Below are 26672 nucleotides of genomic sequence, written 5' to 3'. Positions count from 1 at the left end.
GTTCCAAGCCTGGCGCGAGGGAAAGGTGTGGAATGGCGGAGGACTCGTTGTTCGAAGCCGGGAAGGCGGCCACCGGTTTGACGGGCCGACCGGTCCGAGAGTTGCCCCAACCGGAGCCACTACTCACGCACGGTCCCGCGACCGTCATCTCGATGGTGAACCAGAAAGGCGGGGTGGGTAAGACCACTTCGACGATTAATCTCGGGGCTTGTCTCGCGGAGCAAGGCCGCAAAGTCCTTCTCGTCGACCTGGACCCGCAGGGTGCGTTGTCTGCGGGGCTCGGGGTGTCACACGACGAGGAACAAACCACCGTCTACGACCTGCTGTTCGATACAACGGCAAGCATTCACTCGGCGATCCGGCACTCCAATGTCTCGGGCCTCGACCTTGTTCCCGCTAATATCGACCTCTCAGCCGCAGAGATCCAGCTTGTCAACGAAGTAGGGCGCGAGCACACGCTAGCCCGCGCGCTACGCCCCGTTCGGCGGGATTACGACTTCATCATCCTTGACTGTGGCCCCTCGCTCGGCCTGCTTACCGTCAACGCACTCGCCGCGTCCCACGGCGTAATCATCCCCATGGAGTGCGAGTATTTCTCGCTTCGCGGGCTTGCGCTTTTGACCGATACCGTCGAGAAAGTCCGAGACCGCATTAACTTCGACCTCGAGATTGTTGGGATTCTTGTGACGATGTTCGACCGGAGGACAACGCACGCGCGTGAAGTGATGGAGCGCGTTCTTGAAGTCTTCGGTGACACTGTCTTCGACACGGTGATCACCCGCACAGTGCGGTTCCCAGAAACATCGGTGGCGGGCGAGCCAATCATCACCTGGTCGCCCAGTTCCCAGGGCGCCCAGCAATACCGGAATCTCGCCCTCGAGGTCTTGGAGCGCACCGCGCGGTGACGCGCTCCGCCGGCGGGGCGCAGCCGGAGATCACCGGGTTCACCCTCGCTCTCAGTAACTTTGAGGGGCCGTTTGACCTACTTATCAACCTAATTGGTTCGAGAAAGCTCGACATCACCGAAGTAGCGCTCGCGGAAGTGACGGACGAGTTCATCGCCTACACCCGAGCGCTTGATGAATCATCACAACTCGACGAGGTCACCGAGTTCGTCTACGTCGCGGCGACGTTGCTCGACCTCAAAGCGGCCCGCCTGCTGCCCCGGGGCCAAATGAGCGATGCCGAGGGAATCGAGCTGCTGGAAAGCCGCGATCTGCTTCTCGCTCGCCTCCTCCAGTACCGGGCATACCAGCAGGTAGCCGACTTGTTCGGCGAGTGGCAGCGCGAGGCTCCCCGCCGCTACGCGCGGGCGGTGTCCCTCGAGCCGCGGTTTGCCTCGCTTCTCCCGCCGGTGGTGCTCGGCCACACGCCAGAGTCCTTCGCTCAGGCCGCCGCGGCTGCGTTCCGTCCGCGCGCCCCCGAAGTTGTCAGCACCGAGCATGTTCACGCGGCTGCAGTGTCAGTGCCCGAACAGGCGGGAAAGCTCCTCGAAGCCCTCCGGACACTCGGCGTGAACTACCCCGCCACTTTCGACGCGTTGACGCGCGACTGCACGCGCACCATCGAGGTGGTGGGGCGCTTTCTCGCCTTGCTGGAGCTGTATAAGGCGCGTGCCGTCGAGGTGGACCAGGACACCGCGCTAGGGCCCCTTCATGTTGCGTGGACCGGGCGCGATGTCGATCCGGCCGTCGTAGCAGCGGCCAACTGGAATTAGGATGGCCGGTCATGGAACCCGTCTCCCCGCTCCGCTCACGCATCGAGTCAGTCCTCCTTGTCAGCGAGTCTCCCGTGGGCGCCGCAGAGCTCGCGCGTGTCCTGGGCGGTGACCTGGGAGACGTCGAAAAGCATCTGCGTGCGTGGTCGCGCGAACTCGACGACCGGGGCAGTGGGCTGGATTTGCGGGAAAGCGACGAAGGGTGGCGCCTTTACACGCGCGCTGAAAACGCCGAAGCCGTCGAAGCTTTCGTCCTCCAAGGCGCCCAAACGCGCTTGTCTCGCGCTGCGCTGGAGACCCTGGCGATTGTCGCATATCGCCAGCCGGTGACCCGCGCCCAGGTGTCTGCGGTGCGCGGAGTCAACGTCGACGGTGTGATGCGAACGCTGCTGCTTCGCGGTCTCGTCGCTGAACACGAGCCCGACCCCGCGACGGGGGCCCTGCGGTACGTGACAACCCAGCTCTTCCTCGACCTGCTCGGGCTGGACTCGCTCGACCGGCTGCCCGACCTCGCCCCGCTCCTTCCGGACATTGAGCAGGTTGATCAGGCCTGGTAGCAACCGGTAGACTCGCGCCAGTTAACAATCGCATACAAAGTGAGGGATAGACCATGACACCTCCCGCTCGCCGAGACGGCACACCGGACAGAGGGAAGGACAAGCCGTTCTTCATCTCCTACGCTAAGCCGGCGAAGAAGCAGAACGTCACCCCAGAAGAGCTCCGCAGCCCCCACCCTCTTGAGGACAAGTGGTGGGAGGATGGCGACGACTCGTCAGATGAAGGAAAACAGTCCCGCGCCGGCGCGTCCGTGCGGCTACAAAAAGCGCTCGCCCAGGCCGGCGTGGCCTCGCGTCGCCACGCCGAGGTGATGATCGAACAGGGCCGTGTCGAAGTGAATGGCAAAATCATCACCCAGCAAGGCACCCGCGTCAATCCCGCCGTGGATGTGATTCGTGTGGACGGATCGCGCATTAACGTCAACGAAGAACACGAGTACTTCGTGTTCAACAAGCCCCGTGGCGTCCATTCGACGATGAATGACGAGTTGGACCGCACGTCCGTGGGAAGCTATGTCGCCGAGCGCACGGCGTCGGGGCAGCGCCTTTTCCACGTCGGCCGGTTAGACGCGGACACCGAGGGATTGTTGCTGCTCACAAACGACGGTGAGCTGGCCAACCGGTTGACGCATCCGAAGTACCGGGTGTCTAAGACGTACCTTGCGACGGTTCTCGGTGAGGTCAAGCCAGCCTTGGTCCGCACCCTAAAAGAGGGCATCGAGCTTGACGACGGCCCAGCCCAGGCCGACTACGTCCAAATCGTCGATGTTCATAACGGCCAGTCGCTTCTGCGCATCGAGCTCCACGAGGGACGCAAGCACATCGTGAGGCGCATGCTCAAAGCGGCGGGATATCCCGTGCAACGGCTGGTCCGTACGAAAGTACACACGGTCCAGCTGGGGGACATGAAACCGGGCTCCATGCGCGCGTTGAATAGCGCGGAGCTGGCCTCCCTGTACAAGGTGGTGGAGATGTGATGGAGACCGACACGTCCTTGTCCAACATGCCCAATGGGGGCCTCATCCTCGCGGTGGATGGACCTTCCGGCACGGGAAAGTCGACCACCTGCCGCGCCTTGGCGAAGAGGCTTGGGGCGAAGTACGTTGACACCGGAGCTATGTACCGAGTGGCTACCCTCGCAGTCCTGCGCGCCGGCGTCGATCCCGCAGACACCGCGCACGTCATCGAAGCGACCCGCGATCTTCCCTTGGAAGTATCCGACGACCCCGATTCAACGGCTGTCCTATTCGGCGGGGAGGATGTCTCAGACGAAATCCGCGGCGCGGATGTCACACGAAACGTTTCGGCTGTCAGCGCGATCCCCGAGGTCCGGGAAAACCTCGTTGCCCTCCAGCGAAGCCTCGCGTCCGGAGCCCACCGGGCGATCGTCGAGGGCCGCGACATCGGCACGGTCGTCCTTGCCGACGCCCCCGCGAAGGCGTTCCTCACCGCAGCCGCGGAGGTGCGTGCGCGCCGTCGTTTCGATCAAGACGTCGCGGCCGGTAGAGACAGCGACTACGAGACCGTTTTGGCAGACGTCCAACGCCGGGACAGCTTGGATTCCTCCCGCGCTGCAAGCCCGCTGCGCCCGGCGGACGATGCCACCGTCATCGACACCTCTGCTATGACCCCGAGTGACGTGCTCGATGCCCTCATCGCCCTCATAGAAAGGAGCGCCCAGTGACAACTGAGCCCACTGAGTACGATCCGGAATACGGAGATGGTTTCGAGGACGCCGATGTCATCGAGGGCGATTTCGCTGAGGCCGACTTCGGCGAGGATGATATTGATGAATTCGACGAATTCGACGAATTCGACGGCGAGATAGACGGATTCCCGGGAGAGGTCAAAGAGGACCTTCCCACTGTGTCTATCGTGGGCAGGCCCAATGTGGGAAAATCCACCCTCGTCAACCGCTTCCTCGGGCGGCGAGAAGCTGTTGTTGAGGACCACCCCGGTGTCACCCGCGACCGCGTAAGTTACCTGGCGGATTGGGGGGGCCGTCGGTTCTGGGTTCAGGACACCGGTGGCTGGGACCCCGACGCACGCGGCATCCACGCGGCAATTGCCCGTCAGTCAGAGGCTGCGATGGAAACGTCAGATGTCATCGTTATGGTTGTGGATTCCCACACCGGTGTAACCGAGTCTGACGCGGTCATGGCGCGTAATTTGCAACGGGCGGACGTGCCCGTCATTTTGGTGGCCAACAAGTTCGAATCGGAGTCCCAGTGGGGGGATGTAGCCGAGTTCTATTCCCTCGGGCTTGGGGACCCGTGGCCGGTCTCAGCTCTGCACGGGCGCGGGGGAGCTGACGTCCTCGACGAGATCCTTCGTCGCTTCCCCAAGGTGCCCCGTTCTACGGGGTCGGTGACCGACGGCCCGAGGCGCGTTGCCTTGGTGGGTCGGCCGAACGTCGGTAAGTCGAGCCTGCTGAACAAGCTGTCCAGATCGAACCGCTCCGTGGTAGACAATGTCGCGGGGACGACCGTGGACCCGGTCGACGAATTGATTCAGCTTGACGGCGCGCTGTGGAAGTTCATCGACACGGCGGGGTTGCGTCGCAAGGTAAATAACGCTCAGGGCCACGAGTACTACGCGAGCCTGCGCACGCGCGGGACCATCAGTGCGGCCGAGGTGTGCGTTGTTCTCATCGACGCATCTCAGGAAATTACCGAGCAGGACCAGCGGGTTGTCTCCATGGTCCTTGAGGCGGGCAAGGCACTTGTCATCTGCTTCAACAAGTGGGATCTCATGGACGATGACCGCCGCGATCGCTTTGACCGCGAGTTCGACGAGATGATCGGTCACCTGTCGTGGGTGTCCAAGCTCAACATTTCTGCCGACACCGGACGAGGCCTTCACCGCTTGGAACCCGCGATGGAGGAGGCGCTGGAGAATTGGGACAAGCGCGTCTCTACAGGCCAGCTGAACAACTGGTTGCGCGAGGCAATCGCGGCCAACCCGCCGCCCATGAAGAACAACAGGCTGCCCCGCGTGCTTTTCGCCACGATGGCATCAACGCAGCCGCCGACAATCGTGCTGTTTACCACCGGCTTCCTCGACGCGGGATACCGCCGCTACCTCGAGCGGAAGTTCCGTGAGCAGTTCGGCTACCACGGCACCCCCGTCCGGATCGCGGTGCGTGTGCGAGAGCGCAACACCCGTCGGGGCTAGCTTTCAGCGCGAGTAAGCGAACGCGTCCGTGCGGTAGGGAAGAGGCAGGAGCTGGCCGGGTTCGAACCCGAGCCGTTGGTAGAGATACCAGGTCAGGTTTTCGGTCATCCTCGCACGGGTGCTTGCCGACGCCCGCAGCCAGTACGACCGCGTGGCCATCAGATCAAAGAGATCCTCCGGGGTGGCGGGCTGGAGCCAGGTAACGCGGCGCTCATCCACTAGCGTCCAGGGCGAGCGCACATCGGGGCAAAAGCCCTCTCGGTGTATGTCACCGGAATGGGCAATGCGGCTCAGACGGAGCACCCACGGGTGCGACACGTCGAGGGTGTTCCAGCACAGCACCAGTCGGCCTCCGTCGCGTACAACTCGGTCTGCCTCCGCACTTGCAGCGGCCGCATCGAACCAGTGCCACGCTTGGGCGGATGCGTAAACGTCGACGCTCTTCGCTCTCAGCGCTGTCGCCTCGCCGGCCGCTCTCCAGACCGGAATGGTGGGGTGCTGCGAGCGAAAAACGCGCACCATCGCCGACGCCGGCTCGCAAGCGTAAACTTCGTGACCCCGGGCGGCGAGTGGGGCGGCGAGCTGACCGGTGCCGGCCCCCACGTCGAGGACGGTCGAGCCAGGGGGGACGAGCTCCGCAACGGCAGGGGGGTAGGAGGGGCGTGCGGCGTCGTAAAGCGATGCTGCTGATTGGAAGGATGAAGCAGAGTGTAATCGCGCCGCCGCACTCTCAAACGCGGGCGAATCCTTCGTGCTTGGCTTCATTTCCCCCCAAAATGCATGTGGTCGGGCTGACAGGATTTGAACCTGCGACCCCTACACCCCCAGTGTAGTGCGCTACCAAACTGCGCCACAGCCCGTTCGCTCTCGGCCGGTTGCCACCGGTCGGTGCGACTTGGCTAGATTACTGCACTCGGCTCGCGAACGACGAATCACCAGCATATCCAATGAAAATTTGTCCGAAAGCGGATGTGCAGAAAGGGCTGCGGGGCCGCTGACGTAAAGTCGTGGGTTAGTGACCGCAAGAAGAAGGGAAGTGCCATGGGCGCCTTTGACTGGTTCTGGAAGGCGATGGGCTCCGCGACAGAGCGCAACGACAAAAAGTCAAAGGGGATTGTCGAGCAGGCGCACGGTCTCATTGAAAGTGTCAGCGCCTTAACGGATGCTGAAATCGCGCAGCGCGCTGCGGAAACCGTCGACGAGGGGGCCATCAGCGACAAGGCGACCTTCTTGGCCCTCCTTTCAGTCGCTTCAGCGCGCACGCTCGGTCTGACCCCGTTCCCGGTGCAGAGCCAAGCCGTGCTCAGGTTGCTGGAGGGTGACGTCGTTCACATGGCTACCGGCGAAGGGAAGACGCTTGTCGGCGCGATGGCTGCGACGGGTTTCGCGCTGATCGGCAAACGCGTGCACGTGGTGACGGTTAACGACTATTTGGCGAAACGCGACGCGGAGTGGATGCGCCCGTTGGTCGAGCTGTTCGGTCTGCAGGTTGCGGCGGTGACAAGCGCTTCGACGCGGGAGGAGCGCAGAGACGCCTACCGGTGCGACGCGGTGTACGCGCCAGTCGCCGAGATCGGATTCGATCACTTACGCGATAACCAAGTCACTCGCCGAGAAGACGCGGTGCAGCTTCCCGCCGACGTCGCTTTAGTCGACGAGGCGGACAGCGTCCTGGTCGACGAGGCCCTCGCGCCGCTCGTTCTCGCTGGCTCGCAACCCGGCGCCCAGACGATTGGCTCCATCACCAATGTCGTCGCCCACTTGCGGGAATCGGCGGATTTCTCGACCGACGCGGAGGGTCGCAACGTTTTTCTTACCGACGCCGGGGCGGAGAAGGTAGAGCGGCTGCTCGGGATTGATTCTCTTTACTCCGACGAGCACGTCGGCACGACCCTCGTTCGCGTTAACGTGGCGCTGCACGCTCGGGTCTTGCTGACTAAGGACGTCCACTACATCGTTGACGAGGGAAAAGTCTTTCTTATCGACGCGTCCCGCGGCCGCGTCTCCGACCTCCAGCGCTGGCCCGACGGCTTGCAGGCGGCGGTGGAGGCGAAGGAAGGACTCACTGTCTCCGAGGGCGGGCGAATCTTGGATTCGATCACGCTGCAGGCTCTGATCCGTCGATACCCGTCTGTGTGCGGGATGACGGGTACCGCGGTTGAGGCGACTGACCAGCTCCGCTCCTTTTACGGCCTGCACGTTTCCGTCATCGACAGGGAAAAGGAGCTGCGCCGGATTGACGAGCCTGACCGCATCTATGCGACGACGGGCGAGAAGACACGGGCCATTGCGGACGAGATCGAACACCTGAACTCGAGCGGGCGGCCCGTGCTCGTCGGGACCCACGATGTCGCGGAGTCCGAAGCCCTGGCTGCAGATCTCATAGCCCGCGGGATCGACGTCGCGGTACTCAACGCCAAAAACGATAGTGAGGAGGCTCGAATTATTGCCGAGGCGGGCGACGTGGGACGGGTTACAGTCTCGACCCAAATGGCGGGCCGAGGCACCGACATTCGTCTGGGGGGCGCGGATGAGAAAGATCGCGAGGAGGTAGTCCGGCTAGGAGGGCTTGCGGTCATCGGCACCGCGCGGCACAGGACGGTGCGCCTGGATAACCAACTACGCGGTCGCGCTGGCCGGCAAGGCGACCCCGGTTCCAGTGTGTTTTTCGTATCTCTCGAGGACGACATCGTAGCAGTCGGCGGAGCGGACGAGGAGGTAACGGCGCATCCCGGCCCAGATGGACGTATCGAATCGGCCCGGGTACGCGGTTTTATTGAGCACTGCCAGCGCGTCACGGAAGGTCAACTACTGGAGATCCACTCCCAGACCTGGAAGTACAACAAACTGATTTCGGACCACCGGGAAATCTTGGATCGCCGGCGCGCTGACATTCTCGATACCGACACGGCGTGGGAGGAGCTCTCGGAGCGGGCGCCGGAGCGGGCCGCTGACGTCGAAAAGCTGGGTGCCGTTGCCAAACAGGCCGCGCGCGAGATCGCGCTATTCCACCTCGACGACGAGTGGTCGCAGTACCTCGCCCTCATGGAGGACGTGCGCGAGTCCATCCACCTTCGAGCGATTGCACGAGAAACCCCGATCGATGAGTTTCACCGGATCGCTGTGCGCGAATTTAAGAACTTGGCTAACCGGGCTGTCGATCAGGCTGTGGCAACGTTCCGGGCCGCCACGATTGATGGCGACGGGGTCCACTTGGCACAGCAGGGATGGTCCCGGCCAAGCGCAACGTGGACCTACATGGTCTCCGATAATCCGCTGAGCGGTCGTTCTTTCGCTTCGGGCGTCGCGAGCATATTCCGCTAGCTGCCTTGTCCCCGTCTGCAGAGGCGAACCGGTACTATAGCGTGCAGTTGATTCGAAATTCCTAGCCAGCGTCAGGAGAAGTTGATGAGCGAGAACTCTGGTATTCCGGAAACCCAGGTAGAAACCACGTCGGTTTTCCGCGCCGATCTGCTGAAGGAAATGGAGACGGGCGCGGCCGCTTCGGATGCGGCGAAGGGTATCGATAATCTTCCGGAAGGGGCTGCGCTTCTCGTTGTCAAGCGTGGACCGAACGCGGGTGCTCGCTTCCTCCTCGACCAGGACACCACCACTGCAGGACGCCACCCCGAGGCCGACGTTTTCCTCGACGACGTCACCGTGTCCCGTCGCCACGCCGAGTTCCGGCGCAATGAGGGGTCTTTCGAAGTTGTCGATGTAGGGTCGCTCAACGGCACCTACGTCAACCGCGAACCGCGCAATTCGCAGACACTGGCGTCCGGCGACGAAATCCAGATTGGAAAGTTCCGTCTCGTCTTTATTTCCGACGCGCAGTAAACCACCCTAGGACTAGAGGAAATCCGAGCCCGTGAGCGCCCTTCGTCAAACCTCCCCGCAGCAGCCGGCCCCCCGCGCCGGTAGTAAGACAATGTCCATCGGCGTGGTCCTCAACCGGCTGCGCGAGGAGTTTCCGGATGTCACGGTGTCCAAGATTCGGTTCCTTGAGTCGGAGGGGTTGATCACGCCTCAGCGCACCGCTTCTGGGTACCGCCGCTTCACAGACGACGATGTCGACCGTTTGCGCTACATCCTGGTCACCCAGCGCGATAACTACCTGCCTCTCAAGGTCATTCGCGAGCAGCTCGAGTCCATGGACTCGGGGCAGGTCACCGCACTCGTCTCGGTGTCGAGCGGCGAGCCTATCGTTTCACCAGGCACGCTGCGGCCATCCGCCGCGACGCGTTTGAGCGACCTCGATGTCGCGGACCAGGCTCGTGCCGAGGTTGACACAGTCGACGAGCTCATCAAGGCCGGTTTGATCACGCCCGACCCCGCCGGCTTTTTTACTTCGGACGACGTGCGCACCGTCACGACTGCTCTTGCACTAATGGAATTCGGGTTGGATATTCGCCACCTGAAGACCATACGTACAGGTGCGGCGCGTCAAGCTGCCTTGGTGGGACAGGTAACGGGGCCCGTGGCTCGGTCGGGGAAATCGGGCGCTCCGCAGCAGGCGGAGGAGCTAGGACGCCAGTTAACTGCGTTGGTGGCTTCTCTGCATACTTCGGTGATGAAGGCTGAGCTGCGCGGCCAGCTCGGCCAGTAGCAGGTTTCCCATGGTTCCCGTTGCGCTTGTTGGCGTGTACCCGATTGGACCCGAGGGGTACCAGTGCGCGTTGCTTGAGTGTGAAGGCAGCGGGCGGTATATCCCGGTGTGGCTCTCGCCTGCGGGAGGGCGCGAGCTCGCGCAGCGGCTTAACGGCTGGACGCCCGAACGGCCGAGCCCGCACGAGATGCTGGCGGAGGTGATTTCGAAGTCGACGACCGGCTTGCACTCAATTGAACTATCGAGTTACTACCAGGGCGTGTTCCTTGCTACCGTGTCCTTGAATGACGGCCAGGAGCTCGATGCGACGGCGTCCGATGCCCTCATCCTTGCTCTTCTTCTCGACGCCACTGTCGAAGCCGACGAATCCGTGCTAGCGCAGAGCTCCCTTCGCCTCGCCGCGGAGGATGCCCAGAAGTATTTCGATTTGGAGATTGCCCCGGAGGAGGACCCGTCGGGTTCTGCTGTTTCGGATCCGGACGCCCAGTCTTTCGGTGAGTTCCTGCGCAGTTTGGGAGTGGAGGAAGATGACCTGCGGGGTGACGGGGTCGATTAGTCTAAAGTATTGGTTTAGACTTACGGTGTGTCTGAGGCCATGAGGCTTGACCAACTCCTATCCTTGTCTTTAAATAGCCGCATAGGCCCATTTCTAAACTGCATGGGAGTAATTACGTGAGCGAGTACATAGCCGACGAGGTCGCTGTCCAAGAGTCCCTCTTCGATGTCGGGCCCTCCGATGAGGTGGGGTACCGCGTCCCCATCGCGTGCCAGGTTGCGGGAATCACCTACCGCCAGCTGGATTACTGGGCCCGCACGAACCTGGTCCGCCCTTCGATCCGCGGCGCGCGGGGGTCAGGGTCTCAGCGCCTGTACTCGTTCAAGGACATCCTCGTCCTCAAGATTGTCAAGGGCTTATTGGATACGGGGATCTCGCTCCAGAACATTCGTCTTGCCGTCGACAAGCTGCGTGATCGCGGGGTGAACGACATCGCTGAGATCACCCTTGTCTCTGACGGGACAACGGTCTACGAATGTCGCAGCAATGAGGAAATTATCGACCTTCTCGGCGGAGGCCAGGGGGTCTTCGGTATCGCCGTTCCTCAGATTGTCCGCGAGCTGACCGGGACGATCTCGTCCTTTCCCTCCGAGAGGATCTCGGAGGATGGCATCGTCGACGTCGGTGTCGACGAACTCGCAGCGCGCCGCCGCCTAAAAACCTCGTAGGGCCTCGTACCGCCTTATAGGGCCCCGTAGGGCCCCGTAGGGTTCTGCGTTGGGACCTACGTAGTGGCCGCGGTTATCGCCGCGGCTATTTTTGCTGCGTCGGCATCGGCCTCCGAAGCCGACTGGGTAGCAGTGTTGGCCAATACCCCGTCCCGCGGGGCCGAACCGACGTGGACTACGGACAGGGTAACGCCACCCGCTTCGGCCGCACGGATGGCATCCGCACATGCCGCGTCATCGCCACCGTCAGACGTGCCCGTGGTGATAACTACGATACGTAAGGGGGCACCAAGAGCCAGCGCGTACTCTAGCGCGGCGTTTACCGCTTCCCGCGTCTGTGGTTGGCCGCCCGTGCCGAATCGGCCGAGGGCCGTGCCGATATCGGCGGCGCTGTCAGTTAAGTTGACATTCTGGCGGTATCCCTTTGTCACGCCCGCCGTTAAGGGCGACGAGTAGTTCCACAGACCAACCCTGTGGCCCGCGGACACCGCTTCTTGCGATGCGGAGGCGACACCCTGAGCGACGGCGTCGTAGTACGGCGCCATCTCGGTAGACGTGTCCACGAGGAAGAGAGTGTCGGTGATCTCCGCAGCGGGCGCTGCCTCGGTTGGAGGAGAGGGCGCGGCCTCGGCGGCGGCCCACGCTGCATCGGAGACACTGATCGAGTTCGCTGGGGCGCTAAAGCTCTCGCCGCTCCGGCGCGCGAAATCTTGACCGGCGCGTGCCTGGTCCTCAGTAACAGAACCCGCCTGATTGAGGGGATACGCGCCGAACACGACAGATGCATCTAGCGGGAAGAAACTGAATCCGTCTGGGACGGTGTCGCGCTGGACCGCCGCGTATGTGTCGGCATCTTTCGCGGTGGCAACCCGCTGATTGGTCACGGCCGCGGCCGCTGCCGCCTCGTCATTCGACAACCGGGTTGCGACGGCGGCCGAAGCGACGCTGTCATCCGTCGGGAAGACGACGTCGGAAAGCGGAACGCTCTTGGCATCGGCAGGGGGAGTCCGACCAGCCAGGCCCACTTCTACGGAGGCCACGCTCGTCGGAGTTTCGCTCGCGGTGCTGCGTCCTGCGTCAGAGATCGCCCACGTTGTCTGGGGGGATTCCGCCGCGACGTACACGGCAGCATCGCTGAGGGAGTCCACCACCGTTGGATTCACGCAGTAATCGCGAACGACGGAGTTGGCGGAACGGTAGTCGTCGACAAGCTTCTGTGCGATGACTTTGCTCGAGGCCGCGACCGGAAGAACCAGCTCGCCGGAGACGCACCGCGCCGCGTCATCCGCCGCGCCCCCCGGCTGGTCTCGGACGGACCGGGTGACGACGATCGCCGCGACAGCGATGGCGAGCACGGCGACGGCGGCAAGCGCGGTAAGTAACCCTGCAGAAAGCCTGTAGTTATTCTTGCCACTTGCATGCCGTGCCATATCAGGGGACCACCTTCAGATCGCGAGAGACGTTCATAGGAAATCCTAACTGCCCGGTGCGCCACCGGACGGGCGCGACAAGCCGGGGTGCTAGGAGCTCTCGTGCGTCCAGTCTGACACTGTTCCCACGTACTCCTCGATCAGATCCTCCAGCGCAAGAACGCCGACCAGCTCGCCATTTTGCCGGACCTGGGCCATGTGAGCTGAGCGCCTGTGCATCGCCGTCAGGGCGTCGTCGAGGCTGCCGTCGCCGTCTACCGTGCTCAGCGCCCTGATTCGAGAGACAGGAACAAGTGGCGTCGCGGGGTCGTCTTGATCCATGAGATCGAGGATGTCTTTGACGTGGATGTACCCCACCAACGCTCCCTCCTGGCGCTCAACGGGGAAACGGGAGAAACCGGTGGCCCGTACCGCGTCCTCCACGACGGAGACAGGAATACCCGCGGGGGAATAAGGGATCGTCTTCACCTCGGGCAGAGGGATCATGACTTCCCTCAAACTGCGCGAATCCAGACGCAGCGCGTTGGCCAAACGGACCGACTCTTCCGCGTCGAGGAGTCCCTCCTCCCGAGACTCTTGGATCATCGTGGCCAGCTGCGCCTGGTCCACGGTGGAGTCAAGCTCGTCTTTCTGCTCGAGCCCGAAGGCCTTGAGAGTGAGACGGGCAATCCAGTTCAAAAACGCGAGAATGGGCTTCGTCGCCTTGACCCAAACAGTCATCACCGGAGTAAGCCATAGCGCCAGGGTTTCCGGGCCGGCGAGTGCGATGTTCTTCGGCACCATTTCCCCGAAAATGATGTGGAGGTAGGAAATGAGCGCCAAGGCGATCACGAAAGAAACCGGATGGAGGTATTCCGCAGGCAGGCCGAGGGCTGTGAACGGCATCTCGACGTAGTGAGCCACGGCCGGCTCCGCAACCTTGCCAAGGACGAGGGACGCGATCGTAATGCCGAACTGCGCGCCTGCCAGGTAGATCGAAAGATGCTCCAGGGCATCGAGCACGCCTTGGGCGTCCCGTCGACCCTGCGCCAACATTGACTCCAAACGATCCCGGCGCGAGGAAACGAGAGCGAATTCGGAGGCAACGAAGAACGCGTTCACTCCGAGAAGAAACGCCACGAGCAACCCTGCTACCACAATACTCATCGCTAGACTCCCGCTTCCTGGCTGGCTTTTTCGGCCGGCACCGGGGTGAGGATGACCCGGTCCACCCGTCGCTCGTCCATCACAGTCACCCGCGCCATCCACCTGCCGGCATTACCCGCCGCGAACTCCTGCTGAAAGTCACCCGCAGTTTCCGGGAGGAGGACTTTGTCTCCTACACGGGGTATTCGACCCAGCGAGGACATGACCAACCCGCCGATTGTCTCGTACGGCCCATCCGGGGCGGTATAGGAGAGTCGGGCGCTTAACGCATCCAAGCGGACCAGCCCAGAGATCTCCCACGACGAACCGAAGCGCTGGATATCGCGTTCGGATTCGCGGTCGTCGTACTCGTCGTAGACTTCGCCGAGAATCTCCTCGACGACGTCTTCGATGGTCACGAGCCCTTGCGTCCCGCCGTACTCGTCGGCGACGAGAATCACCTGGGAGCCAGCGGAGCGGACGCGGTTAAGCACGGCGTCCCCGTCGAGCGTGCCGGGGACGAAGGGGACAGGCCGCGCGATCTCTCCCAAGCGTGTGGTGGCCCGATCCTCCTTGTTCACGGAGAACGCGTCTTTGATGTGGACGACTCCCACCGTGTCGTCGAGGTCCCCGCGGCGCACGGGGAAGCGCGAAAAACCGGTTTCCCGCGCCATTGCAATGAGATCGGCGATGGTGTCGTTGACGTCGAGCGAGGAGATCCTTGATCGCGGGGTCATGACGTCCTCGGCCGTGGTGTCACCGAAGCGCAGCGAGCGGTCGATCACCCGGGCCGTATCCGCATCGAGACCCCCGGCTTCCGCCGAGCTGCGCACCATCGACCCCAGCTCCTGGGCCGAGCGTGCGGACGCGAGCTCATCGGCTGGTTCAAAGCCCAGCTTTCGCACAACCCAGTTTGCAGATCGATTGAGAAAGACGATGAACCATTTCAGCGCGGTGTTGAACGCGTTCACGGGGCGCACCACAAAGCGGGCAACCCCAAGCGGCTCTGTAATGGCCATGTTCTTCGGCACGAGTTCCCCGAAAACCATTGAAAGGAACGTCGCGACGACGAGGGCCAGAATGAGCGCGGTGGGGGTGGCGGCGGACTCGCTCAACCCGGCTAGCGCAAGCAGTGGCCCGAAGAAGCGACCGAGGACCGGCTCCGCGAGGTAGCCGGCAGCGAGCGTCGTGACGGTGATGCCCACCTGGGCACCGGAGAGCACAAAGGACAGGTTCGCGTGATCTCGGGCGAGCGCCCGCGCGGTGTCGTCGCCCTTGTCGCGCACGTGCGCTTCGATTGCCGAGCGTTCAAGGCCGGTCATCGCAAACTCGATCGCGACAAACAACCCCGTCGAGGCCGTGAGCAGAATGAACCCGAGAAGAGCTAAAACAGATATGAAGATGTCCATCGTGAGTGGAACTAGCGCCCGTTACTCCTTCGTTTTCGGCGCGCCGCGGTGGGCTGGCCGGTCTTTTTCGCGCCGCCGCGTGAGGGCTGTTGGCCCGGCGGTGGCAGAGGCACCCCACTCGGAGTGCGCGCCCCTGCGATTTTAGCCAACTCCGCGGAGTCGGGAGTTACCCGCAGCGGAGTTGCGGAAACCCCAGCCTTGTGCAGCAGCTTATCGACGTCACCCCGCTGCTCGTCCATCACCAACGTCGCAACCGTGCCCGCCATTCCAGCTCGTGCGGTCCGCCCGGCACGGTGCAGATACGCCTTGTGCTCCGCCGGCGGATCGACGTGGAGAACAAGGGAGACGTCGTCAATGTCGATGCCGCGTGCCGCGATGTCTGTCGCGACTAAGACAGGGGTCGTGCCGTTCGCAAAATCCTCGAGCGCGCGAGTCCGCGCCCCTTGCCCCTTGTCGCCATGTAGGCCCTGGGCATTGATACCGACGCGGCGCAGCTTCTTCACCTGGCGGTCCACACCATGTTTGGTGCGCATAAACATGATGGTCTTTCCCTCTCGTGCCGCGACCCGGGCGACGACCTCGTTGCGCTCATCGCGACCGCCAATGAGGAAGATGTAATGCTCCATTGTGTCCACCGAGGCCTCGGCGGGGGCGGTGTAGTGCGTGACCGGTTCGCGCATGTAGCGGTCCACCAGTTTTTGGATATCACCGTCGAGCGTGGCAGAAAAAAGAAGCCGCTGGCCGCCCCGCGGGGTGAGATCGAGCAGTTTGCGCACCTGCGGCAGGAAGCCCATGTCGGCCATCTGATCGGCCTCGTCAAGGGCCGTAATCTCCACCTGGCTTACATCGAGCTTGCGCTGGTTGATCAGGTCCTGCGCGCGGCCCGGGGTGGCAACGAGGACGTCGACCGGCCGGGCGAGCGAGCGAATTTGGGTGTTGATGTTTACCCCGCCCACGACATCGAAGACCCGAAGCCCGAGGGCAGCGGCCGGCTCATCGAGTCGCTCACGGATCTGCGACGCAAGCTCGCGGGTCGGCGCGAGCACGAGGCCGCGCGGGTGGCCCGGCCTGGACGGGGCACCGGCGAGGCGGGCCAGCATGGGCAGGCCGAACGTGAACGTTTTCCCCGACCCGGTGGGGCCCCTTCCCAAAACATCCTTTCCCGACATCACATCGGGAATGGCCGCAGCCTGGATGGGGAATGCCTCGGTGATTCCTTGGCGGCCCAGGACCTGGACTATGGGGCGGGGCAGGCCGAGGTCGGTGAACGTTGTCATTAGTGGCACTCTACCTGCCGCCCCTGTCTCGCTAGTAGTCCAGCTCCTCACGGTCACCGGACCATGAGGTGTGGAACGTCCCTTCCATGTCGACGCGCTTATACGTGTGTGCCCCGAAGAAATCGCGCTGGCCCTGGATGAGGGCCGCGGGAAGCCGCTTCGACCGCAGCGAGTCGTAGTACGACAGGGATGATGCGAAGACGGGGACTGGCAGTCCCAGCTGGGTCGCGATAACAATCACGCGACGCCACGAATCCACCAGCCCTGCCAGCTCCAACTTGAAGTACGGGTCGAGCAGGAGGGATGGTAGATCCGGGTCGTTTTCATAGGCCTCTGTAATGCGGTTGAGGAACTTCGCGCGGATGATGCACCCCCCACGCCAAATTCGCGCGAGGTCCCCGGGCCGAATCGACCACGAGTGCTCCTGGGAGCCCGCATTGATCTCATCAAATCCCTGAGCGTAGGCGACCAGCTTGGAGGCGTACAGGGCGCGGCGCACGTCCTCGACGAAGGAATCGCGGTCGACGCCGAGCGATTCGAGGGTCGAGAGCTCTCCGGCGGGAAGATCGCCGTCCTGGGCAGCCTGGCGCTGGGCCAAAGCCGAAGACAGGGCTCGAGCGAATACCGCCTCACCGATGCCTGTCACGGGAACACCGAGGTCAAGGGCCTCCTTAACGGTCCACCGTCCGGTGCCTTTCTGGCCCGCGGCGTCCACGATGACGTCGATAAAAGGCTTGCCGGTCTTGCGGTCCTTCTGCCTCAGCACCTCAGCCGTGATTTCGATGAGGTAGGAGTCAAGGTCTCCGGCGTTCCACTCGGTGAAAATCTCGGCGAGCTCGTCGGGCGCAATCCCCGCAGCGTAGCGTAGGAGGTGGTATGCCTCACCGATGACCTGCATATCGGCGTATTCGATGCCGTTGTGGACCATCTTGACAAAGTGCCCGGCTCCGTCCGGTCCGATATGGGTAACGCACGGCACGCCGTCGACTTTCGCCGCGATATCCTCCAGCAGAGGGCCGAGTGTTTCCCAGGATTCCTGTGGCCCACCCGGCATGATTGACGGGCCCCGAAGAGCGCCCTCCTCGCCGCCTGAAATGCCGGCGCCGACGAAGTGGCGCCCGCGCTGTGCCACTTCGTGCTCGCGGCGGATGGTGTCCGTGAACAGGGAGTTACCACCGTCGATAATGATGTCACCCTCGTCCATGGCGTCGACAAGCTGGGCGATGACCGCATCCGTCGCCGGGCCGGCCTGAACCATGATGACTGCCTTGCGGGGCCGCTCGAGGGAGGCGACGAAGTCCTCGATCGACTCCGACGGGATAAACGCCCCCTCGCTACCGAACTGCTCCATCACCGCGCGGGTCTTTTCCGGAGAGCGGTTGAAGATAGCTACGGTGTGGCCTTTGGAAGCGAAGTTCCGCGCGAGGTTTGAGCCCATGACAGCCATGCCGACGACGCCGATCTGGGCGAGGGAGTTTGGGGCGGAGTTCGGAGCGTTCGGGCTTGTGCCAGGCCTGTTTTCGGGGTTGGTCATGGTCAACATAATAAGGGACACCCGGCGCGGTGTGGCGTACCCTGCATGAACATGACACATCGATTTGGATCAGAAGTCCTTAAGACGCCACTCGACGCCGCCGAACTTGAGCAATTCAATTCTCTCAACACGGGGTTGTCGAGGACCCTGGGCATCGCGGTCACCCACGTTTCTGGGGATAAGGTGGAAGGCTACCTTGACGTTCAGCCCTCGCACCACCAGTTCACGGGCATTGTCAACGGCGGGGTGTACTGCTCGATCGGGGAGACACTGGGTTCGATAGCCGCCGTTGCGGCAGCCGGGGTGCCCGCGGTGGGGATGAATAACAACACTGACTTATTGAGCAGTGTCTCCGAGGGGAGGATTGACGCCGTGGCAGTTCCCGTACACGTCGGGAGAACAACCCACTTGTGGCGCGTGGAGATGCGGGCCGGTGACAAGCTGCTGGCCACGACAAACCTCAAACTTATGATTCTCCGGCCCCGTTAAAGCCAGTTGTTGCGTCGGAACCACCAATACATGAGCGCCATGACTGCGACCATGGCTGCGAGAACGACGGGATAACCCCACTTCCACGACAGCTCCGGCATGTAGGTGAAGTTCATGCCGTAAATACCTGCGAGCATCGTGGGTGCGGCGGCCATTCCAACAACTGCCGAGATGGTGCGCATGTCGCTGTTTTGCTGCATACTCACCTTCGCTACGGAGGCGTCGAGCAGTGAGGAGAGCCGCTCGTCGTAACCGGAGACGCTGTCGCTGACGATCGTGGCGTTGTCTTGGACGTCTCGAAAGTACGAGCGCAGCGACTTGCGCAGCAGGTCCTTGTTGTTCGTCAGACCGTTGCGCAGTGCGGGGGCGAGAGGGTCGATCGCATGGCGCATCTCGAGAATCTCACGCTTATACATGTAGATCTTGTCGATGTTGATCGCGCGGCGCGGGGTGAACACCTCGTTTTCCAGCTCGTCGACGTCCGCGCCGAGTAACTGGGTGACGCGCAGGTAGTTGTCGACGACGTAGTCGGAGACCTTCCACGCGACCGCCGGCGGTCCGAGAATAGCCAGCTCCTCGTCCTCCTCGAGCTCAGCGGTGAGATCGGGCAGGGGAGCGTTGTGGCGGATGGTGATGGCGAAGGTCGGTCCCACCACGATCTGCACTTCACCCGTCGAGATGATCTCGCGGGCATCGTCGACTTCCTCGTCATCTCGGTAGTACACCGAGCGAACGACCATAAACAACTGGTCATCGTACCGCTCCACCTTCGGGCGCTGATGGGCGTCAACCACGTCGTCGACAATGAGGTCGTGGAGGTCAAAGATCTCCGCAATTCGCATCATCTGCTGCTGCGTGGGCTCTCGCAATGACAACCAGACGAAGGCGTTATCATGCTGCTCCGTGATCTGCAACGCGTGGTTGATCCGGGCATCACCTGGGAGGCGTTTGCCGTCGACAAAGACCCGACAAAAGTCCGCGGATCTTTCGATCGGGACCGGCACCGCCGGCTCCACGGCAGCTGGCTGCTTCGCGCGCTGACGGGGCAGCGGGATACGTGGCGGCATGAACGGCCTCCCTTCGCTTTGATTCAGACTGTCGACATAGTACGCCCCATGCCCCGCAGGCGAACGCTTAGAACACCTGCAGGCCGCGGGAGCGGAAAACGTTCCGTGCGTCCTCAACTGCCTGCGCTGAAGGGGGAGCGGTTGCCGTCAATGTGTAGGGCATTCCAATCCGGTGCCACTTGTCGGCCCCCATGTTGTGGAAGGGGAGCACCTCAACCCGTTCAACGTTATCCGACCAGCGGGCCACGATATCGGCGACCCCGCGAATGTTGTCCGGAGCGTCCGTCAAACCTGGGACAAGCACGAACCTCACCCAAACGCGCTTGCCCGCGCGGCGGAGCCGATCACCAAAGTCGATCGTGGGTTGCAGCGTGCGCGACGTGACGCACTGGTAGGTCTCTTCGCTGCCTGACTTCACGTCTAGGAGAAAGAGGTCGACAACGTCAAGGTCGGAGTCGGTTAACCGTGAGCCGAGAAACCCTGACGTGTCCACCGCGGTGTGGACGCCGGCGTCATGGACGGCGCGAAGCAGGCGCCTGGTGAACTCAATTTGAAACAGGGGCTCGCCGCCCGACACGGTCAACCCGCCGCCGGACGCATCGAAAACGCGCTTATACCGCAGCACTCGCTTTACGACGTCGTCGATCCGCTCGACGGTCCCTTCCCGCATCTCCATGGTGTCGGGGTTGTGGCAGTACTGGCAGCGCAGCGGGCAGCCGGACATGAACACCGTCATTCGCGTCCCGGGGCCGTCTACCGCCGTAACCAGTTCCCAGGAATGGACTAACCCGATTTCACCGGCGCGACGGGCGTCGAGAAGCTCTGGCCTGGCGAAGTCTTCGGTGCCGCCTAAGCCCGCGGCGACCCCGCGGACGCGCTCGCCCTGCTCGGGGGCGATCGAGACGATCCCCGTTGTACCGTCGCGCGTCATGTTAGGCGTTTTGGTGGAAAGTGCGGGAAATGACGTCGCGCTGCTGCTCGCGGGTGAGCTTGACGAAGTTCACGGCGTAACCCGATACGCGCACCGTGAGATTGGGGTAGTTCTCGGGGTGTTCCATCGCGTCAACCAGCGTGGTCTCGTCCAACACGTTAATGTTGGCGTGATAGAGCCCAGAGTCCATGTGGTGGTTGCTGCGCGATGCCTTCATATCGGCAAGACGCTCATCGAAAGTTGGGGTGCGTGACATGGGGATCCTCCTCAGTTGTCGTCCATGATGAAGACGGCGTCCAACACGCCGACGAGATTGGTCACCTGTTCGTTCTTCGTCCGACCCAGGCCAGACGGGGTGATGGTATTGGTCAGCGAGATACCGTCGAGTGCGTCGTTGTAGTCCAGCTTGCCCACGGAGAGCATGGAAGCGACCATGCCGTGGGTATCGCGTCCGTTTTCCGGGTTGGCGCCGGGCGCGAATGGGGTGCCGGCCTTATGCCCGGAGGGGAAGGCGCCGGTCGCCTTGCCGTAAACGACGTTGGAGGTAATCGTCAGCACGGACTGAGTCGGCATCGCGTCGCGATACATCGGCAGGTGGTTGATCTTGTCCATCACGGTGTGAACGACGGTCGCGGCGATGTCATCGGCTCGGTCGTCGTCGTTGCCGTAGAAGGGGAAGTCGCCCTCGGTGACATAATCGACGACGAGGCCGGTCTCATCGCGCACTGGCGTGACCTTCGCGTACTTGATGGCAGAGAGGGAGTCGGCCACAATCGACAGGCCCGCGATGCCGCACCCCATCGTGCGGAGGATGTCCGAATCGTGGAGCGCCATCTCAATGGACTCGTAGGCGTACCGGTCGTGGCAGTAATGGATGATGTTGAGCGCCTCGACATAGGTGCCCACCACCCAATCCAATATTTCTTCGTACTTTTGCCAGACTTCGTCGAAATCAAGCGGGCCGTCACCCTCGATCGGTGTGTGACCGGTCGTTATCTGCTTCCCCGTTACCTCGTCGCGCCCGCCGTTGATGGCGTAGAGTAGCGCCTTCGCAGCGTTGACTCGGGCGCCGAAGAACTGCATTTGTTTGCCCACGCGCATGGGAGAGACGCAGCAGGCAATCGCGGCGTCATCTCCCCACTTGTCGCGGATCTGGCGGTCCGATTCGTACTGGAGCGAGGATGTCTCAATCGAGATTGCCGCGCAGAATTCCTTGTAACCCTGGGGCAGAGAGGGGTCCCAGAAGATGGTGATGTTGGGTTCAGGGGCGGGCCCGAGGTTACGCAGCGTTTGGAGAAGACGGAACGACGTCTTCGTCACTTGGTGGCGGCCCGACTCGGAGAAGCCGGCATCCGACCAGGTGGCCCAGTATGGGTCGCCGGAGAAGATCTGGTCGTAGTCCTCGGTACGGAGGAATCGCACGATCCGCAACTTGATGACCAGCGCGTCAATGATCTCCTGCGCGGAGGATTCGTCGAGAATCCCGCGGGCCACATCGCGCTCGAAGTAGATATCGAGGAAGGGGGACAGGCGCCCGATCGACATTGCGGCACCATCCTGGCTCTTGACGGATGCGAGGTAGCCGAAGTAGGTCCATTGCACCGCCTCCCGGGCCGTCGTGGCTGGCCCCGAGATGTCGAAACCGTAGCTCTGGGCCATCGTTTTAAGCTTCTTTAGCGCCTTGATTTGTTCGGAGTGCTCCTCGCGGTAGCGGGCCCAGTGCTCCGAGAACTCCTGTCCCAGGCAGGCGTCCTTGGCTTGCTCTTTTTGCTCGATGAGCGCGTCGACACCGTAGAGGGCCACCCGGCGATAGTCACCGATGATCCGGCCACGGCCGTAGGCGTCGGGCAATCCGGTGATGATGTGCGCGGAACGGGCCGCGCGGATGCGGGGCGTGTAGATGTCAAAGACCGCGTCGTTGTGGGTCTTGCGGTACCTGGTGAATACCTTTTTAACCTCCGGGTTGGGCTCTTTCCCGGCCTCACGGATCGCCTGTTCAACCATGCGCCACCCGCCATTGGGCATCATCGCGCGCTTCGTCGGCACGTCAGTTTGAAGGCCGACGATGACGTCGTCATCCTCGGAGATGTACCCGGGGCCAAAGGCGTCAATGTCCGCGGGGGTTTCGGTGTCAACGTCGAAAACACGGCGCTCTCGCTCCGCAGCTAGGTACGTGGAGTCCAAGTGGTTCCAAAGCCGGAGAGTCTTTTCGGTCGGTCCCGCCAGGAAGGAGGCATCACCATCGAAGGGCGAGTAGTTTCGCTGAACGAAGTCTCGGACATCGATGTTATCCATCCACGGGCCTTCAGCAAACCCTTCCCATGGCGCAGTAGAAGAAGTCACTATGTCACCGATCCTTGAATATCGGAGTAGGGGCACCAGCGGCGAACGCTCCGGGCGAAGCTCAACAGTTAGCTTTGGGCGTCTGCCACTTTCACCTTCGATTATAAGCCCAGTTAGGGCAATCGCCACCACGCTCCGCGGACGAAAAAACCCCACCCTAGGGGGATGGGGTTGGCATGCGAGCAGGGGGTTAGTTCTCCCCGTTAGTATCGCGAATTTCCTGGAGCTGGTCGCCCTCGCCCGAGACGCCGCGAAGCTTCTCCAACGCGGTGCGGCCGTGCATCTGCTGCAGGGTGGTGGCCAGGTTGTAGCGCTCCGGGGTCACCGCGTTCAGCGTCCAGGTAAACAGAGAGACGAGGCGGTTTCGCTGGCTGGCGAGGAAGGACACGTGAACGACAAGCCACATGATCCACCCGAGGAAGCCAGAAATCTCGACCTTGCCCATCTTGACCACCGCGTCGAAGCGGGAGACGATGGCCATCGAACCTTTGTCGTAGTAGCTGAAGGGGTCGCGCTCAGCGGGGGCAACATCGTTTTCGACCTGCTCGCGGATGATGCGGGCCACGTACTCGCCGGACTGGATAGCCACCTGGGCAACGCCCGGGAGGCGGTCGCGGCTCATCATGTCACCAATGATGTACACGTTGGACCTGTCGCCGACGGTCAGATCCGCGTTGACCGGCACCTTGCCGTTGCGCTCTGCCTCGACACCGACCTGGCCGGCGACCAGGGTGCCAAGCGGGGACGCCTGAACACCGGCGGACCAAATCTTCGTGGTCGTCGGGATCGTGACCTCATCGCCGGACTTGGTGTCCTTGTAGGTCACGGACGTCGCGTCCACGTTGCTGACCATGGCGTTGAGAACGACCGTGACGCCCTTCTTCTCCAGCTCACGCTGCGCCTTCCGGCCCAGGCGCTTGCCGAAAGGCGGAAGGACCTGCGGCATGCCGTCGATAAGCGTGATGCGCGCCTGCGAGGGGACGAAGTTGGAGTACAAGCCGTCGAAGGAGCGGTGCGCCATCTCGGCGATCTGCCCCGCCAGCTCAACACCGGTTGGGCCGGCGCCGACGATGACGATATTGAGGTGGCGCTCGCGTTCCTCGGCGGTCCCTGCGACCTCCGCGCGCTCGAAAGCGCTGATGATGCGGGAGCGGATCTCGAGCGCATGGTCCAAAGTCTTCAGGCCCGGGGCGAACTCCGCAAAATGGTCGTTGCCGAAGTAGGACTGGCCAGCGCCCGCCGCAACGATGAGCGAATCGTAACCGTAGGTCCGCGTGTACTCGCCTTCGACGGAGGTGACGGTTTGCGACTCAACGTTGATATCGACGACATCTCCACGAACGACGTTGATGTTGTCCTGGTGGGCGAAAATCTGGCGAACGGACGTCGCAATCTCCCCAGGGGAGAGAAGGCCGGTGGCAACTTGGTAAAGCAGCGGGGCGAAGAGGTGGTGGTTCGTGCGGTTGATGATGGTGATGTCAACGTCGGCACCAGCGAGCTCGCGGGCTGCGAAGACCCCGCCAAAACCAGCGCCGATGATGACGACGTGATGGCGGTTGCCTGCGGGGCGTACGACCGTATCAGCCATGGAGTACCTTCCTTTAATGGTTCTTTGTGGTATTAGCTCGGGCTACCGCAGCTATCATACGCCGTCGGGCGGATGCGTCTATTTGAACCCCGTCGCGCCTGAACCGCTGCGCCCGCGATACGTCTTAAGGTGAAGAACGTGGCCTCAAACCGGACTGTTCCCCCGCACCTTGACGCCGTCGATGCCACCGCCTGGCCTGGAGTCGCTCGCCCCCCGCGCGGACCATGTACCGGGTTGCGTGCCCGCGTCGCCGAAATGTCCTTCGCCCGCGCGTGCTCGTCCGCGGGTTTGGAAGTAGGCGAAGGGGAAGGAGCGGATCTCACAGTTGAAAGGGCCGAGCTCTTTCCTCGTCTCGCCGTCTCGGGCTGGGTCGGGCTCGCCGAAAGCTATATGGCTGCCGAGTGGGCCACGCCAAGTACGCAGTCGCTTGTTGACGCCATCGTGGCCCTCATATCCGCCGGGTACAGACCGCGCGCGACCCCGCGTTGGAGCCTGAGCTCATGCGAGCACGCTCGCCCGAGCGGTGACATTCCGCCGGACCTAGTCCAGCACTACGCCGGCGACGGGACGAGCAGTTTCGCCGGGCATTTTGCGACGGGCGTGGCGACGAGCGAGCGTGTCAAGTTCCGCTCACACACTCCGGGTGCGGGTCGACGCGGTGAACCGGCGGCTTATTTCGTCGACGTGACGAATTATAGTGACCCCGTGGGGCCCGAACGAGGCGACTTGGGGGACGCCCAGCGTCGCTCGGCCGAGATGCTTCTCGACGCCTGCGGGGCCGGGCCCGGAACGCACCTCATTGAATACCCGTCGTCCGGCGGGACGCTCGCCGTGCTCGCAGCGCACCGCCGGGGAACGGTCGACTCCCTTACGACCGACCCCGCGATGGCCCGCTCCCTGGCGGAGCACTTAGTGTACGAGGGGGTTGACGACGCCGTTCGTGTCGAGCTCGGCGGTTCGCACGGCGGCAGGGTGGGCTCCTACGACGCTGTTGTGGCCGCAGAGAAGCTGGAGACTCTGTCAGACAAGAGCAAGGAAGCCTATCTGCGGTCAATCGGCCGCCTTGTGCGCCCGGGAGGGCGGGTGGCGCTGCAAACGATCGTGCAGACCCCGAGCTACACCAAGGCCGCGGACGCGGCGGTCGATTCGCTGCGCGCATATGTATGGCCCGCGTTGTCGTATTGCGCAGTAGAAGACATAGGCCAGATCGTTGACAGGGCGACGCCGCTTCGCATGGTGGCGTGTACTCACGCGCCCGGCCACCTGGCCGAATCGCTGCGTCTGCAGCGCGAGTTATTCGACGCTCATCTGCGCGAGGCCGCTGCCGACGGCTACGACCCCGTGTACCGCAGATTGTGGCGGTGGCAATTCGCGGTGCGGGAGGCGCTGGCGCGGATGGGGATGCTCGACGTCGTGCAGATCACCTTCACCGCGCGCCGGCGGGCGGGGAGCCGCTAAGAGGAGCTACTTGACATAATGTACATTATCGGACAATCACTTGGAGAGGTTGAGCCGGATATCGACGCTGCCTTCTTCGGCGATCTTGGCGGCAACGAAGTCGGGTGACTCGACTCCGAAATCGGAGCGCTTGACCGGAATCGACCCGGCAACAATTACGGAGTCCCCGGATCGCGCGACCGAGAATTGCTGGGTGACAGACTTCGTCTGGCCGTGGATGGTGAGATCCCCAGTGAGATCGACGGAAGCCACGGAACCGTCGCCGGGTAACTGGGACACGTCGACGGGCTGCGTGAGCACGAACGTCGCTTCTGGGAACTCGTCGGTGTGCAAGATGGAACGGCGGACGTTCGAGTCGCGCACGTCGCTGTCTGTAGTCACGCTGGCGACGTCCACGTGGATGTCACCGGAGACGAGTGTGCCTGAGTCGACGGCCACGGTCCCGGTGACGTCGCGGGTAGATCCGGAAGTAACCTTCTTCTCACCGGGCAGGATCTCGTAGAAGGTGAAACCTGCCGACGTGTGATTGGACCCGGGCGCGGACGAGACTGTCCACGTGCCGTCGAGATCCGCCGTAGCGGGCTTGAGCTTTGCGGCGTCGATACCTTCGGTCTTCACCCCGTGGCCGCCAGAAATGAGTGCGAGGAGCAACGGGACGATTGCGACGGACGCTGCCATCGCGATAAACACAGCACCGATGATCACGATCGGTTTCTTGGCTCGAGCCGTAGATTCATTCACCC

Annotated in this window: 25 protein-coding genes and 1 tRNA gene; 13 read left to right on the top strand and 13 right to left on the bottom strand. The window is 62.7% G+C overall.

The annotated features are described in order from the left end of the window. Positions 1-32: 32 nt before the first annotated feature. From CAPI_RS05825 to der, 6 genes are read left to right on the top strand one after another with little or no spacing between them, the layout of a single operon-like run. Positions 33-905 (top strand): ParA family protein, encoded by an 873-nt coding sequence (locus tag CAPI_RS05825; RefSeq protein WP_018017106.1) that lies wholly within the window; start codon positions 33-35, stop codon positions 903-905. Then, complete coding sequence (locus CAPI_RS05820) at positions 902-1717, top strand: segregation and condensation protein A (RefSeq protein WP_018017105.1); 816 nt, start codon at positions 902-904, stop codon at positions 1715-1717. The genes CAPI_RS05825 and CAPI_RS05820 overlap by 4 nt, the downstream gene beginning before the upstream one ends. A gap of 11 nt (positions 1718-1728) precedes the next feature. Further along, complete coding sequence (gene scpB, locus CAPI_RS05815; protein ID WP_018017104.1) at positions 1729-2274, top strand: SMC-Scp complex subunit ScpB; 546 nt, start codon at positions 1729-1731, stop codon at positions 2272-2274. 53 nt (positions 2275-2327) lie between these two features. Then, on the top strand, positions 2328-3251 hold the full coding sequence (locus tag CAPI_RS05810) for a pseudouridine synthase (RefSeq protein WP_018017103.1): 924 nt from the start codon (positions 2328-2330) through the stop codon (positions 3249-3251). Beyond that, entirely contained in the window at positions 3251-3958 is a 708-nt protein-coding gene (gene cmk / locus CAPI_RS05805) for a (d)CMP kinase (protein ID WP_018017102.1), read from the top strand. The genes CAPI_RS05810 and cmk overlap by 1 nt, the downstream gene beginning before the upstream one ends. Further along, positions 3955-5448, top strand: coding sequence for a ribosome biogenesis GTPase Der (gene der / locus CAPI_RS05800; RefSeq protein ID WP_018017101.1), 1494 nt, complete (start codon positions 3955-3957; stop codon positions 5446-5448). Before cmk ends, der begins: the two co-directional genes overlap by 4 nt. A 3-nt stretch (positions 5449-5451) precedes the next feature. On the opposite strand, the gene CAPI_RS05795 is transcribed toward der, so the two are convergent. Together CAPI_RS05795 and CAPI_RS05790 are read right to left on the bottom strand one after the other, a co-directional pair. Continuing rightward, positions 5452-6213, bottom strand: coding sequence for a class I SAM-dependent methyltransferase (locus tag CAPI_RS05795; RefSeq protein ID WP_018017100.1), 762 nt, complete (start codon positions 6211-6213; stop codon positions 5452-5454). An 18-nt stretch (positions 6214-6231) separates the two neighbouring features. Continuing rightward, positions 6232-6308: transfer RNA gene (locus tag CAPI_RS05790), tRNA-Pro, on the bottom strand. A gap of 181 nt (positions 6309-6489) precedes the next feature. Between CAPI_RS05790 and secA2 the strand changes: the two genes are divergently transcribed. From secA2 to CAPI_RS05765, 5 genes are all read left to right on the top strand, one after another. Then, positions 6490-8772, top strand: a complete 2283-nt coding sequence (gene secA2, locus CAPI_RS05785; protein ID WP_018017099.1) for an accessory Sec system translocase SecA2 — start codon at positions 6490-6492, stop codon at positions 8770-8772. Positions 8773-8856: 84 nt separating this feature from the next. After that, a complete protein-coding gene (odhI, locus tag CAPI_RS05780; RefSeq protein WP_018017098.1) occupies positions 8857-9285 on the top strand; it encodes an oxoglutarate dehydrogenase inhibitor Odhl in 429 nt (142 codons plus the stop codon). Between the two features lie 31 nt (positions 9286-9316). Then, a complete protein-coding gene (gene ftsR / locus CAPI_RS05775; RefSeq protein WP_026157060.1) occupies positions 9317-10054 on the top strand; it encodes a transcriptional regulator FtsR in 738 nt (245 codons plus the stop codon). A 10-nt stretch (positions 10055-10064) separates the two neighbouring features. Beyond that, entirely contained in the window at positions 10065-10610 is a 546-nt protein-coding gene (locus CAPI_RS05770) for a bifunctional nuclease domain-containing protein (RefSeq protein ID WP_018017096.1), read from the top strand. Between the two features lie 116 nt (positions 10611-10726). After that, entirely contained in the window at positions 10727-11278 is a 552-nt protein-coding gene (locus tag CAPI_RS05765; protein ID WP_018017095.1) for a MerR family transcriptional regulator, read from the top strand. Positions 11279-11334: 56 nt separating this feature from the next. Here CAPI_RS05765 and CAPI_RS05760 read toward each other — a convergent pair whose 3' ends face one another. The 5 genes from CAPI_RS05760 to gnd form a co-directional block, all read right to left on the bottom strand. Next, entirely contained in the window at positions 11335-12708 is a 1374-nt protein-coding gene (locus CAPI_RS05760) for a VWA domain-containing protein (RefSeq protein WP_018017094.1), read from the bottom strand. 90 nt (positions 12709-12798) lie between these two features. Next, a complete protein-coding gene (locus CAPI_RS05755) occupies positions 12799-13854 on the bottom strand; it encodes a hemolysin family protein (RefSeq protein ID WP_018017093.1) in 1056 nt (351 codons plus the stop codon). Positions 13855-13856: 2 nt separating this feature from the next. Continuing rightward, positions 13857-15242: a hemolysin family protein gene (locus CAPI_RS05750; RefSeq protein WP_018017092.1), complete on the bottom strand. Its 1386-nt coding sequence runs from the start codon at positions 15240-15242 to the stop codon at positions 13857-13859. 11 nt (positions 15243-15253) lie between these two features. Then, a complete protein-coding gene (locus CAPI_RS05745) occupies positions 15254-16519 on the bottom strand; it encodes a DEAD/DEAH box helicase (protein WP_018017091.1) in 1266 nt (421 codons plus the stop codon). 31 nt (positions 16520-16550) lie between these two features. Next, complete coding sequence (gene gnd / locus CAPI_RS05740; protein WP_051059702.1) at positions 16551-18053, bottom strand: NADP-dependent phosphogluconate dehydrogenase; 1503 nt, start codon at positions 18051-18053, stop codon at positions 16551-16553. A gap of 51 nt (positions 18054-18104) precedes the next feature. On the opposite strand from gnd, the gene CAPI_RS05735 reads away from it, so the two are divergent. Continuing rightward, a complete protein-coding gene (locus tag CAPI_RS05735) occupies positions 18105-18542 on the top strand; it encodes a PaaI family thioesterase (protein ID WP_211205598.1) in 438 nt (145 codons plus the stop codon). On the opposite strand, the gene CAPI_RS05730 is transcribed toward CAPI_RS05735, so the two are convergent. The 5 genes from CAPI_RS05730 to CAPI_RS05710 form a co-directional block, all read right to left on the bottom strand. Continuing rightward, positions 18539-19609, bottom strand: a complete 1071-nt coding sequence (locus CAPI_RS05730) for a magnesium and cobalt transport protein CorA (protein WP_018017088.1) — start codon at positions 19607-19609, stop codon at positions 18539-18541. The genes CAPI_RS05735 and CAPI_RS05730 overlap by 4 nt on opposite strands. A gap of 67 nt (positions 19610-19676) precedes the next feature. Further along, complete coding sequence (pflA, locus tag CAPI_RS05725; RefSeq protein ID WP_018017087.1) at positions 19677-20540, bottom strand: pyruvate formate-lyase-activating protein; 864 nt, start codon at positions 20538-20540, stop codon at positions 19677-19679. A 1-nt stretch (position 20541) separates the two neighbouring features. Next, a complete protein-coding gene (gene grcA2 / locus CAPI_RS05720) occupies positions 20542-20796 on the bottom strand; it encodes an autonomous glycyl radical cofactor GrcA2 (protein ID WP_018017086.1) in 255 nt (84 codons plus the stop codon). A gap of 11 nt (positions 20797-20807) precedes the next feature. Then, on the bottom strand, positions 20808-22835 hold the full coding sequence (locus tag CAPI_RS05715) for a pyruvate formate lyase family protein (protein WP_018017085.1): 2028 nt from the start codon (positions 22833-22835) through the stop codon (positions 20808-20810). A 238-nt stretch (positions 22836-23073) separates the two neighbouring features. After that, the gene (locus CAPI_RS05710; protein ID WP_018017084.1) at positions 23074-24471 is read right to left on the bottom strand and encodes an NAD(P)/FAD-dependent oxidoreductase; all 1398 of its coding nucleotides are present in this window, start codon (positions 24469-24471) and stop codon (positions 23074-23076) included. A gap of 138 nt (positions 24472-24609) precedes the next feature. On the opposite strand from CAPI_RS05710, the gene CAPI_RS05705 reads away from it, so the two are divergent. Then, complete coding sequence (locus tag CAPI_RS05705; protein ID WP_026157057.1) at positions 24610-25929, top strand: SAM-dependent methyltransferase; 1320 nt, start codon at positions 24610-24612, stop codon at positions 25927-25929. 36 nt (positions 25930-25965) lie between these two features. On the opposite strand, the gene CAPI_RS05700 is transcribed toward CAPI_RS05705, so the two are convergent. Then, positions 25966-26670, bottom strand: a complete 705-nt coding sequence (locus tag CAPI_RS05700; protein ID WP_018017082.1) for a YceI family protein — start codon at positions 26668-26670, stop codon at positions 25966-25968. Between the last annotated feature and the right edge of the window lie 2 nt (positions 26671-26672).

Source organism: Corynebacterium capitovis DSM 44611, assembly GCF_030440535.1.
GTDB lineage: Bacteria > Actinomycetota > Actinomycetes > Mycobacteriales > Mycobacteriaceae > Corynebacterium > Corynebacterium capitovis.
The sequence above is the reverse complement of the archived record's forward strand: the minus strand, read 5'-3'. Positions and strand labels throughout refer to the sequence as shown.